The organism is Mycolicibacter hiberniae, assembly GCF_010729485.1.
GTDB classification, from domain to species: Bacteria; Actinomycetota; Actinomycetes; order Mycobacteriales; family Mycobacteriaceae; genus Mycobacterium; species Mycobacterium hiberniae.
The window spans coordinates 340,582-352,735 of the sequence record NZ_AP022609.1 but is presented as its reverse complement, the minus strand read 5'-3'; the positions used below and the strand labels follow the sequence as shown (position 1 = coordinate 352,735).

7 protein-coding genes are annotated in these 12,154 nt (G+C 67.1%); all 7 read right to left on the bottom strand.

Annotated features, from left to right (window positions below):
- Positions 1-33: 33 nt before the first annotated feature.
- Positions 34-1,317, bottom strand: coding sequence for a class I SAM-dependent methyltransferase (locus tag G6N14_RS01695; protein ID WP_085135015.1), 1,284 nt, complete (start codon positions 1,315-1,317; stop codon positions 34-36).
- Entirely contained in the window at positions 1,314-2,012 is a 699-nt protein-coding gene (locus tag G6N14_RS01690; protein WP_109559753.1) for a DUF1365 domain-containing protein, read from the bottom strand. The genes G6N14_RS01695 and G6N14_RS01690 overlap by 4 nt, the downstream gene beginning before the upstream one ends.
- Entirely contained in the window at positions 2,006-3,304 is a 1,299-nt protein-coding gene (locus G6N14_RS01685) for an NAD(P)/FAD-dependent oxidoreductase (protein WP_407663154.1), read from the bottom strand. The genes G6N14_RS01690 and G6N14_RS01685 overlap by 7 nt, the downstream gene beginning before the upstream one ends.
- A gap of 111 nt (positions 3,305-3,415) precedes the next feature.
- Positions 3,416-4,789 (bottom strand): cation:proton antiporter, encoded by a 1,374-nt coding sequence (locus tag G6N14_RS01680; RefSeq protein WP_085135012.1) that lies wholly within the window; start codon positions 4,787-4,789, stop codon positions 3,416-3,418.
- Between the two features lie 73 nt (positions 4,790-4,862).
- The gene (locus G6N14_RS01675; protein WP_234808849.1) at positions 4,863-5,717 is read right to left on the bottom strand and encodes an ABC transporter permease; all 855 of its coding nucleotides are present in this window, start codon (positions 5,715-5,717) and stop codon (positions 4,863-4,865) included.
- Between the two features lies 1 nt (position 5,718).
- Positions 5,719-6,567 (bottom strand): ABC transporter ATP-binding protein, encoded by an 849-nt coding sequence (locus G6N14_RS01670; RefSeq protein ID WP_085135011.1) that lies wholly within the window; start codon positions 6,565-6,567, stop codon positions 5,719-5,721.
- The gene (locus G6N14_RS01665) at positions 6,564-12,137 is read right to left on the bottom strand and encodes a type I polyketide synthase (RefSeq protein WP_085135092.1); all 5,574 of its coding nucleotides are present in this window, start codon (positions 12,135-12,137) and stop codon (positions 6,564-6,566) included. The genes G6N14_RS01670 and G6N14_RS01665 overlap by 4 nt, the downstream gene beginning before the upstream one ends.
- Positions 12,138-12,154: the final 17 nt, after the last annotated feature.

Sequence of the window (12,154 nt, the reverse complement as noted above, 5' to 3'; positions counted from 1 at the left end):
TCGTCGAAGGTGCGTGAAACCGCGGGCATCCCGCTACCCCCTCACCGGGGGAGGTTCGCCGGGTTTGGCGAACGTCCATTGGTAGACATCCAGATAGCCCGACCGGAAGCCCGCCTCCGAGTAGGCCAGGTAGAAATCCCACATCCGGCGAAACACCTCGTCGAAGCCGAGCGCGGCCACGGCGGAGTCGCTGTGGTTGAAGCGTTCCCGCCACAGCCGCAGCGTTTCGGCGTAGTGGGGGCCCAATGCGCGCATGTCGACGGTGCGCAGTCCGGTGTGATAGCCGGTGACGCCGGAGATCGCCTGCGTGGACGGCAGCAGACCTCCCGGGAAGATGTACTTCTGAATCCAGGTCAGCGTGTGCCGGCTGGCCATCATCCGGGCGTGCGGCATGGTGATCGCCTGTATCGCCACCCGGCCGCCCGGGGCGGTCAAACGGTCCAGGGCGCGGAAGTACTCCGGCCAGGCCCGGTAGCCGACGGCCTCGACCATCTCCACCGACAGCACCGCGTCGTAGCTGCCCGCGACCTCGCGGTAGTCGCACAACTCGATCTCGACCCGGTCGGAGACGCCGGCGACGGCTGCCCGCTGCCTGGCCAGCTCCTGTTGTTTACGGGACAGCGTGATGGAGCGAACGTGCGCCCCGCGGCCCGCCGCGCGCAGACACAACTCGCCCCAGCCGGTGCCGATCTCCAGAACCCTGCTGCCGGGCCCGACGGCGGCCGCGTCCAGCAGCCGGTCGATCTTGTTGCGCTGGGCGCCGGTGAGTACCGCCTGGGAACTGGGAATCCGGTCGAACAGCGCACTGGAGTAGGTCATCGTCTCGTCGAGAAACACCGCGAACAGTTCGTTGGACAGGTCGTAGTGAGCCGAGGCGTTGTGGCGGGCACGGTCGGGTGTGTTCGCCGACCGCGGTCCTGAGGCCACCACCAGCGGCCGCAGGCGCTGCAGCGAAGCCGGGACCAGCTCATCCATCGCGCCGGCCAGGACGCTGAGCAGCGCGACGAGGTCCGGGGAGTGCCACTCGCCGGCCATATACGCCTCGCCGAATCCGATCAGCCCGGATCGTCCGATGCGCCGCGCCATGCGGTCCGGCTGGGCGATCACCAGGGCCGGGGTTCGGGGGTCGGCGGCACCGAAGCTCTTGCCCCCGGGGTATTGCAGGCGCACCGGCAGGCGTCGCGCCGCGCGCCGCAGCAGGGCGTGCACCACCACCGCGGATGCGGCCGCCACGGGCCCCGACGGACTGTGCACAAGCTGCGGCCACCGGCCCGGGTCCACGTCAACGGTTGGCACCAAACCCGTTGGGGCAGTCATCGTTTCACCACCGGAACTCCGCGCAACCAGATTGCGATGCCCTGTAGACGGATGCGTGCCGCGACCACCAGCGGCGCCAGCGGCGCCAGGACTTGCATGCGGGCGACGCGAGCGGGGGTGGCCGGGTGCCCGACGCCGCGCATCGTCGCGGCGAACACCGGCCTGTCGTCCTGGTACAGCGAGATACTGATGTCCACGCCACGCCCGGGGCGGGGAGCCCGCACCAGATAGTGACCCGCGACCGTGAAGAACGGCGACACATAGAACTGTTTGGCGACCCGCACCGGCGCCTCGGCGGGGGGCAGAAGATAGGCGTGACGTTGCCCGTAGGTGTTGTGCACCTCGGCGATCACGTGCCGCAGCTCTCCGTGCCGGTCGTGGCACCAGAACACGCTGATCGGATTGAACGCATAACCGCCGACCCGTGCCTGCAGCAGTGCGTAGACGCGTCCGGCGGGGACGGCGGCTTCGCGTTCGGCCAGGAATCGGTCGACGCGCTGCCGCAGCGAGTCGCCAGTGGACCCGTGCAGGTGATCCCCGGCGTCGAATCTGGCGAACGGGCTCAACCACCGGGGCAGGCGGGGCGGTTCATCGACGTCGATGAACCAGCTGTATCCGCGATAGGCGAATTGGTGGACCACCGGCACCTGTCTGCGGTGGGTGATCGCGGTCCGATAGATCGCCGGGGTCAGCATGCGCACGCCCGATCGCACGTCGCGGCCGGCGCCCAGTCGACCCCGAGTCGCCACGCAGCGCGGACGCCCGACGCCGCGCCGTCTTCATGAAAGCCCCAGCCGTGGTAGGCACCGGCGAACACGATGCGGTGATCGCCGAGTTCGGCCAGACGGCGCTGGGCGGCGACCGACTCCGGGGTGAAAAGCGGGTGCTGGTAGGTCATCTCGGCAAGCACCGATCGCGGATCGACCAGATCTGCGCCACCCAGCGTGACCAGGAAGCGCCGGCGGGACTTGATGCGCATCAACCGGCTGACGTCGTAGGTCACCAGCACACCCCGGCGGTCCGCGGTTATCCGGTAGTTCCACGACGCCCGGGCTCTGGCATGCCGGGGCAGCACGGATTCGTCGGTGTGCAGTAGGGCATGGTTGGCCGAATAGGGCATGGCCCCGAGCACGGCCCGCTCTTTGGCTGTGGGGCTGTGCAGCAGGCGCAACGCCTGATCGGGGTGCACCGCGACAACCGCGGCGTCGAAGTGCCGCTGCCCCACGCCGGGCGCGTGCAGCAGCACTCCGTCCGACACCCGGCGCAGCGCCCAAACGATACTGTCGGTGCAGATCTCGTCAACCCGCGCAGCGATCCGGTTCACGTAGCTCGCCGAGCCACCGGTCACGGTGCGCCACGTCGGGGATCCGAACACCGAGAGCATCCCGTGGTGCTGCAGGAAGGTGAACAGGTAGCGGGCGGGGTAGCTCAGCGCATCATCGGCCGGGCAGGACCACACCGCGGCCACCAGCGGCGTGATGAAGTTGACGACGAAGTAGCCGGAAAAGCCGTGCCGTGCCAAGAATGCGCCGAGGGGCTCCAGATCATCCGGCGTCGACTGCCGCAGTACGGCGGTGGCCGCACGGTGGAAGCGCCGGATCTCGGCCAGCATCAGCAGGTGGCGGGGACGCAGCGTCCGCGGTGAGGCGAACAGGCCCGCGGCGCCCTGCGCTCCGGCGTATTCCAGGCCTGTCGCGTCGTTGCGCACCGCCATCGACATGTCGGTCTCGGTGCCGCGCACCCCGAGCTCGTCGAACAGCCGGCACAGCGTCGGGTAGGTCCGATCGTTGTAAACCAAGAAGGCCGAGTCGACGCCAAGGGCGCTGCCGTCGTCAGCGGTGACGAAGTGGGTGTGGGCATGGCCGCCGAGCCGGGTGTCGGCCTCATAGAGAGTGACGCGGCAGTGCCGGGACAACACATAGGCGGCCGTTAAGCCGGCAACTCCACTGCCGATGACAGCGACGGACCTCCTGCGTTGCGGTGATATTGACATGAAAGTTATTCGGAGCCAACGGGGCTGTGGTCGGACTCTTCGGGCTGCGGGACGCAAATACGCCCGCCGTATGCGCCGGAGGCGCCCGCCGCGCCGGGTGACCGATCACCGGCCGGGCACGGCAACGGCCGGTGCGTCCTCGACGCCACCCGCGACAAGGGGCTCCTCCCCGTCCACGCCGAACTTCGATCCCGCTTTCCGCAGGCGGCGCTCGAACTGCCGCTGCAGGGGTGTCGCGACCAGGGTCGTGACAATGGTCATCAGGGCCAGGATCGTGTACAGCTTCCCGGAGATGAGACCCGCTTCGAATCCGATGTTGAGCAGAATGAGCTCCATCAGGCCGCGCGCATTGGCCAGTGCCCCCATGGATGCGGCCTCGAGCCGGCTCATTCCCTGCCACCGGGCTGCCAGACCCACCGCGCCGAACTTCGCGCCGAACGACACCAACAGCACGACCGCCGCCATGAGCAGCGTGGGCGCGTCCAGTATCAGGGTGAGCTGCGTGTTCAGCCCGGAGTAGATGAAGAAGGCCGGAATGAGCAGATACGCCGTCAACGGCTCGAAGTGCTCTCGGATCTGGGTCAGCAACGGACCGCGCGGCATCACGGCACCGGCCACGAAAGCGCCGAACACCGAATAGATTCCCACGAAATCGGTGAAGCAGCTCGCCGCCAGGACGACCAGCAGAACAACGCTGGTGTGGGCGATGGGCAGTCCACCCGTTCGCTCGATCGCAGCGCGGGGCGGCGACCAGGTCTCCAATCGGGCCAGCAGCGGCCGGCCGAGATAGACCATGAACAGCAGGTACGCCAGCCCGCCGCCGATGGCAAGAACCGCACCGAACAGGCTTCCCTTGGCTGTGGCGACCACCGTCGCCAGCAACACCCACGAACACGCGTCATCGAAAGCGGCGCAGGACAGCGATACCGTTCCCAGCCGCGTATTGAGCAGTCCCGAGTCGTAGACGATCCACGCCAGCATCGGAAAGGCGGTGATGGCGACGGCGGCGGCAACGAACAGGCCGCCTTGCCATGATGCGACGTTGTCGGTGAAATAGCCTCCGCGACTTACCATCCACGCTCCGAGGACCCCGCCGAGCACCAGGGGAACGCCGATACCCGCAGCCGAGGTGACGCCGGCTTGCCGCCAGTGCGCGGTCAGGATGTCGAGCTTGAACGATGCCCCGACCAAGAACATGTACAGCACCAGGCCCAGCTGGCCGACCACGTAGATGACCGTGAGGCTCGGGTGGGTGAACGTCTCCGACCCCAGGGTCAGCTTCGTGGGGAACAGCCAGCGCTGACCGGCCGGCCAGAGCCATCCCAGAACGGAGGGACCCAGCAGGAACCCCGCCACCATCATCGCGACCACCTGCACCTGAGCCAGCCGACGGAACAGCGGCCACAGCAGGCGGTAGGTGGCCAGAATGACCACGACCTGAAGGAAGAAGTGATAGGTGATCATCAACAGGGAAGGCATCGTGTCCCCCTTCGCGACAACGCCATCGCTTCGCCGGGCTGAACTGCCGGCGGTTCACTGCGTTCGAGCACGGTCAACCTCGATCCGACCATCGGAACACCAGCAGGCAAGCCACCAGACCGGCCACGCTCCACGCCACCAGGACCACAAAGATGCGCCCCAGCTCCCAGGCCCCGGCTGGTTCGAAGACCACCATCTGTGCCGGCAGGAACACCGAACGAAATCCCTGAGCCATCCACTTGACGGGAAAGAGCGATCCGATGACCAACATCCACGTCGGTATCAGCATCAGTGGCACATAGGTGCCCGAGAGGAATTGCAGGCCGACCGCGGGGCCGTTGGTGAGAACGGCGGCCGAAACCGCGTTGCTGGCGACGTTGCTGACCAGAATGCCCAGCAGCGAACAGCTGACGATTCCCAGGACGGCCACCCACGTCAAGGTGAACCATGCGGATGCACTGGTGGGTAGGCGCAGGTCGAAGACCAGTACCCCCAAGACCAACAGCAGGGCAGCCTCGGCCAGGCTCGCGATGGCAACCAGCATGATCTTTCCGATGAAGTACGACGTCGCTGTCGCCGGAGTGCCGCGCAGTCGACGCAGCGCTCCGGTTTCCCGGTCGGCCGCGATGCTGATGCCGAGGTTGGTGAACGACGTCGAGAGGATTCCGTAGGCAAGCATGCTCGCCGCGATCACGGCTCCGGTGGGTGTCTGGGTGCCGGGCACTTTGGAGGTGAAGATCGATCCCAGCAGCAGGCATATCACGGCCGGCATCGAGAAGGTCAGCGCAACCTGTTCCGGGCGGCGGTAGAACATCTTCAGCTCGGGCAGGACGCGCGAGAAGCCGATCCGCACGGCCGACGGGAGTTCGGTTGCCGCCTGCCGTCCGACGCTGCGTGCACCAGTCGCATCCTGTACAAGGTCGGTCACGTCAATTCCCTTCGATCAGGCCCAGGTAGGCGTCTTCGAGGGTGGGCCGCGTGACGGTCAGCTGAGCCAGTTCGCCGCCTCCGGCGGAGAGGCGCCGGATCAGTTCCGTGGGCCGGTCGGTCTGCTGCTCGTGAAGCACATCGTCTTGGATCCAGCGCACCGTCGCGGCCGAAGCCACGTGCGCGGTCAGGTGCGCCGGGGAATCCAGCGCCGCCAGACGTCCGCCCGCCACGACCGCCACCCGGTCCGCCAGTGCGGCGGCTTCTTCCAGGTAGTGGGTGGTCAGCACGATGGTCGTGCCGTCGCAGGACAACAGCCTGATGAGATCCCAGAACTGTCGTCGCGCTTCGGGGTCGAAACCCGTGGTCGGCTCGTCCAGAAAGAGCAGCTCCGGTCGGCCGATGATCCCCAGCGCCACATCCAGCCGGCGACGCTGCCCGCCGGACAGCGTTCGGACCCGCGAACCGGAGGTACTGGCGAGCCCGACCAGTTCCAGCAGTTCCCCCGACGTTCGCGCCGTGCCATAGCATTTCGCGAACATGTTTACGGTTTCCTGGACCGTCAGCATCCCGAAGTCACTGGTTTCCTGAAGGACGATCCCGATTCTGGCGCGCCAGCCGCGTCCCGCGGAACCTGGATCCTGCCCCAGGACGCTGACCCGCCCGGAGTCGCGTTTGCGGTGGCCTTCCAGAATCTCGATGGTCGTCGATTTTCCGGCACCGTTGGGACCGAGGATGGCGAAGATCTCGGCGGCATAGATGTCGAGATCCAGGTCGTGCACGGCGCGCAGGCGCCCGTAGCTTTTGCACAGGCCCCGTACCTGCACCGCTGACGCCCGATCCGAGGTCATCGCCGTGCGCCGTCCATGTCCGGCCCGCCGGCCGGGGCATCGAGCTGGGCCAACAACTCTCGCAGTTCGTCCTCCGAGAGGTCATCGACCACGCTGTCGACGTCCTCGACGGGGATCTGGGCCGTTTCCGGCTCGGGCGTCCCGGTGGGAACATCACCGTGGATGGTGTGCAGCTCCGTGAGCACCCGGTCGGCAAGGGAGTCGACGCTGACTCCGCGGATAATCTCCAGCAGCGGCAGATCAATGGAGAACGCCTCGTTGATGCGTACTCGGAAGTCCATCGCCATCATGGAGTCCAAGCCGATGTCATCCAGCATTTCATTGGTCTCGAAGTCTGTTACCGCACAGTCGAACACATCGGCGACCAGCTGTCGAACCGCGGTGGCGATGACGCCGAAACGCTCGGTTTCGGGGGTGTTGGCGAGCTCGGCCAGAATCGAGGAGGCCCCTTCGGCGTCGTCACGACGGCCTTCGACGGTCTCCAGATCGGCGAACATCTGCGGCGGTTGTCCGGCGAAACCGACACGGCGAGCGCGATTCCAATCCGCGCTCATCGCCACGACGCTGGGAATCTGCTGGTTGATGAGCCGATCGAGAATCCGTAACCCTACCGAGGGCGCGATCAGATCGATTCCCCGCTGCGCGTAGAGGTTCTCCAACTTCAGTTCCTCGACCATGCCCACCGACCACGGACCCCACCCGATGGTCAACGCCGGCAGGCCCTGCGCCCGCCGGTAGTGTGCGAAGGTGTCGAGAAATGCATTGGCGGCCGCATAGTTTCCCTGGCCCGGCGACGCGACGACTGAGCCGGCGGACCCGAACAGCACGAAGAACTCCAGGGCGTCGTCGCGCAGCGCGTCGTGGAGCACTTGGGTGCCGACGATCTTGGGGGCCAGCACCGCGGTGAAGTCGTCTTCGGACATGTTGACCAGCAGGTGATCGTCGACGCTGCCCGCCGCATGGACCAGCCCGCGAATCGGGCGGCCGCCGCGGCCGAGGTGATCGGCGCGCCAGGAGGCCACCTGCTGAAAATCGGTGATGTCGACGCTGGCGGTCTCGATCTCTGCGCCGAGCTCTTCGATCGCCTCGAGCGCTCGGACCGTCGCGAAATGGGCGTCGCATTCGGACAACGCGGCCCAGCCCTCCCGCGGCGGTAGCTCAGTTCTGCTCAGCAACGTGATATGCCGCGCTCCCCGCTCGGCGAGATAGCCGGCCACCAGACGTCCGAGCGCACCCACGCCGCCGGTGACGACGTACGTCGCATCGGCGCTGAGTTTGATGGGAAACGGCGATGCCAGGCTGTGGCACGGACGAAGGCGCGGGACCAAAGCGGCTCCGCCGCGCAGCGCGATCTGGTCTTCGGAATCGGCGTCCAGCAGGTGATCGCAGATGCGGACAGCGGTCTGAGCCGGGTCATCGGCATCGTCGATATCGATCAAACCTCCCCAGTTTTCGGCGAATTCCTGGTGCCCGATGACGCGGCCCAGGCCCCAGACGGGGGCCTGGGCGAATCCGGTGAGTCGGCTGCCGGCCACCGGCTGACAGTTGCCGGTGACCAGGTGCAGGCGTGCCGTCGTCGGCCGTGCTGCGAGCGCTTTGACGATGCGCAGGACGGCCAGCACGCCCAGCTGCAGATCCGTGTCGTCCGCCGGCGCACCCGAGCGGTCCTGCTCGACCGCACCCGAAGCGATGTCCAGGGGCCAGCAGCTGACGATGCCGGTGAGTTCGGCGGCGCCGTGGAGCTGTGCGAACAGCTGGTCCAGCTGTTCGGGGCAGCCGGGATCGATCTGGCAGCCGCCGTCGGCTTCGTGCAGCCCACCGCCACGCCGGTGCCGGACGGTGGCGACCCGGTGACCACGGCGGCGCAGCTCCTCGGTCAGGGCATCGCCCACGCCCGAGTCATCGGTGAACACCAGCCACGACGACTCGCCGGCCGGCTCGGCCGGCTGCCGGTCCGGGGAGTGGTCGGCCAAGCGCCAGTGCAGTTCGAGCAGTCCCCTGTCGATGCGGTCCAGCGACAGGCGGGCTGCGACGCCCAGCGACTGCACCGTGAAGCCGTTGAAAACGGCCAGCGGTGTCCCGATGTCATCGGTGACGGTGATGTCGCATTCGACCTCGTCTTTGGTCGCCGTGACGACCTGGGCGTGCACGCGCATCTCGTCTGCGGGGGCGCCGTAGATGGCGCAGTGCCGGATTCGGGCGGGCAGGAACGGGTCGTCGCCCGCCCTTTCGCCGAGGCCGGCGACGCCGAACAGGGTCTGGAAGGCGCCGTCGATCAGGGCCGGATGAAACCGGTACTGGTCGATGTCGTCGACGATCGCCGGCGGTATGACCAGTTCGGCGGCAGACCAGTCGTCACCGGCCGCCACTCGCCGAACGGATCGGAATGCATCGCCGTAGGTGAAGCCGATCGACTGAGTCCGGGCGTAGAAGCCCTCATCGGCCAGCGTGATGAGCGGGTCGGGCTGTACGGAGAGGTCACGCAGTCGCGGCGAGACGGGGCGAACGTTGAGTTCGGCCGTGGCGGTGATGGCCCAGCTGGTGTCGCCGTTGGCCGTCGCGGTGAAGGCGGCGAACTCCAGCATGCCGTCCTGCTCGTTCAGCGTGGTTCTCAGTATCGGATCGCAGGTTTCGTCGAGGATCACCGCGCGATGGAACACCAGGTTGTCCACGCTGCAGGTCGCGCCGTAGGTCTCGGCGGCGGCGGCGTGAGCCATTTCGACGTAGGCCGAACCGGGCAGGACGACGCTTCCTTGGACCCGGTGGTCGTTGAGAAACGGTGTGAGGACGGTGCTCAACTCGGCTTCCCACGTCGGGTGGACAGCACTCACCTTCTGCCCCAACAGGGGATGCACCGGTTGGTAGAACAGCGCCTCGGTCGCCTCCTGGGTTTCGGTCCAGAACCGTTTGGTCTGCCAGGGGTAGGAAGGGAGCTTGAGCAGTCGGTGCGCGCTGTCGGGGTGCAGTACCGACCAGGCGATGTCGTGGCCCCGGCAGAACAGCGCGCCCACGCATTCCAGCAGTGCCCGCCCGGCATCCTGGCCGCGGCGCTGGCTCGCGGTAACCGAGATGTTCTGCTTGCCGGCGGTCTCGAAGATCGATCCGGCCAGCACCGGATGCGGGGCCAGTTCGACGAAGTGGGTGTATCCATCGTCGAGCATCCGGCGGATCGCCGGTTCGAAAAGCACCGTGGCGCGGGTGTTCTGCCACCAGTACGCGGCGCCGGCGTGGTAGCGGTCCAGCTTCTCCCCGGTGACCGTGGAGTACAACGGCAGCACCGCCGCCTTCGACGACAACCCCTCAAACGCGCTGAACAGCTCGGCACGCACCGCGTCCATGTGGTGGGAGTGGTAGGGCACCTTCACCGAGAGGCGACGGTTGAAGACCGCGGCATCGTTGAGTTGCCGGGCGATCTCGTCGAGAACCTCGGTGTCGCCGGCGAGGGTCACCGCGAACGGGCTGTTGATCGCCGCCACCGAGACGCGCTGGTCCGCCAGCGCCGCACGGGTCGCCTCATCGAGGGTTCGCATCAGGGTCTGCGCGTCCAGACCGACGGCGAGCATGCTGCCCGACCCGCTCGCCCGCTGCTGGAGCCGGCTGCGGTGATAGATCACGTGGATGGCCTGCTCGAAGGTGAGCAGGCCGGCGAGGTGGTGGGCGGCCACCTCGCCGGCACTGTGGCCGACCACGGCGTCCGGGTTGATGCCGAACTGGGCGAGTTGCTCGGCGAGTGCGACCTGGATGGCGAAGTTCGCCGGTTGCGCGAACTCGGTTTCGGTCATCCGGGTGTCGGCCTCGTCGCGCCGAAGCTCCTCGATCAGGGACCAGTCCGCGTACCGAGACAGTTCGCGGTCGCTGCGCTCGAGGCTGGCGGTGAACTCGGGGAACACGTCCATCAGCTCGCGGCACATCCCCCACCACTGGGGCCCCATGCCGCTGCACACGAAGGCCAGCTTGGGCACGTCCTGGACGGCCCTGCCGGTGGAGACCTTGCTGTCCTCGGCCAGGCTCCGGAGCTGTGCGCGGGCTTCGGCGGCGCTTGCTGCGATCAGCGTATGGCGATAGTTCAGGTGGGTGCGCCGCCTGCTCAGGGTGTAGGCCAGGTCCGGCAACGCGATGTCGGGATGGGTGTCGACGTGGTCGGCCAGTCGGCCGGCCGCGGCAACCAGGGCGTCCTCGCTACGCGCCGATATCGGCAGGATGGTCAGCGGTAGCGCAGGACGCTCGGCGACCTGCGGGGCCGAGTCCGCCACCGGCGGTTCGGCGAGTACGACATGGGCGTTGGTGCCCCCGAATCCGAACGAGTTGACACCGGCGATGCGCCGTTCGCATTCCGGGAATGGTCTGCCCGTCGCCGGAATATCGATCTTCAGGTCGGTCAGCGAGACGTACCGAGTGGGTGTCCGCAGGTGCAGATGGGCCGGTATGTAGCCATGCTTGACCACCAGGGCCGCTTTGATGAGGCCGGCGACACCGGCGCCCGCTTCCAGGTGACCGATGTTGGTCTTGACCGAGCCGATCAGAAGTGGGGCCGTCGCAGGCCGTTCGATGGTCAATGCGGCTGCGAGAGCCTGCAATTCGATGGGGTCGCCCACGGGCGTGCCGGTGCCGTGCGCTTCGACGTAGCCGACGTCGGCCGGCTGCACGCCCGCTCGATCCAGTGCCGTCCGGATGGCGCATTCCTGGGCTTGGCCGCGGGGCACGGTGATGCCGTCGGTGTGGCCGTCCTGCGACACCGCGGTACCGAGGATCTGCGCATAGATCTCGTCGCCGTCGGCCAGTGCGTTGTTCAGCCGTTTGATCACGACGATCGCGGCGCCCTCGCCGCGCGCATAGCCGTCTGCGGCATCGTCGAAGGCCTTGGAACGCCCCTCCGGGCTCAGGAATCCACTCTTGGATTCGGCAATGGCGGTGTTGGGGCCGATCATCACATTGACGCCGCCCGCCAGCGCCAGCTCGCATTCGCCGTTCCAAATGCTTTGCGCCGCCAAGTGCACCGCCACCAGCGAGCTTGAGCATGCGGTGTCGATGGACATGCTCGGCCCGCGTAGGTCCAATGCGTAGGAGATGCGGTTGGCCAGCATCGTCATCATCATCCCGGTCGCCGAATGGGCCTTGAACCGGTAGCGACTCGCATGTCCCTGATTCTGGAGAAGCTGATAGTCCAACGTGAACCCGCCGACGAAGACGCCCACATCGGCACCGGCAACGTCACCGGCCGGTATTCCCGCGTCCTCAAGCGACTCCCACGCGGCGTGCAGCAGCAGACGTTGTTGGGGGTCCAGGGCGTGCGCCTCGCGGGGCGACATGCCGAAGAACTGTGCGTCGAATTGATCGATCTCACCCAGGAAGCCACCTCGCGCCGTGACCACCTTCCCGACCTTGGCCGGGCTCGGATCGTGGTATCGGGCTGCGTTCCACCGTGTTTCGGGGACTACGCAGGTCGCATCGGTCGCACTGTGCAACAGCTGCCAGAAGCGTTCGGCGGAATCGGCACCACCGGGAAACCGGCATCCGATCCCGACGATGGCCAACGGTTCACGGCGGTCGTCATCGTCTGGCAACTTCATCTCCTGTTCTCGCATAA

Excerpts from the sequence above, each read along its gene's own strand:
- G6N14_RS01695 (WP_085135015.1), bottom strand. The coding sequence starts at position 1,317 with ATGACTGCCCCAACGGGTTTGGTGCCAACCGTTGACGTGGACCCGGGC.
- G6N14_RS01690 (WP_109559753.1), bottom strand. The coding sequence starts at position 2,012 with ATGCTGACCCCGGCGATCTATCGGACCGCGATCACCCACCGCAGACAG.
- G6N14_RS01680 (WP_085135012.1), bottom strand. The coding sequence starts at position 4,789 with ATGCCTTCCCTGTTGATGATCACCTATCACTTCTTCCTTCAGGTCGTG.
- G6N14_RS01670 (WP_085135011.1), bottom strand. The coding sequence starts at position 6,567 with ATGACCTCGGATCGGGCGTCAGCGGTGCAGGTACGGGGCCTGTGCAAA.
- G6N14_RS01665 (WP_085135092.1), bottom strand. The coding sequence starts at position 12,137 with ATGAAGTTGCCAGACGATGACGACCGCCGTGAACCGTTGGCCATCGTC.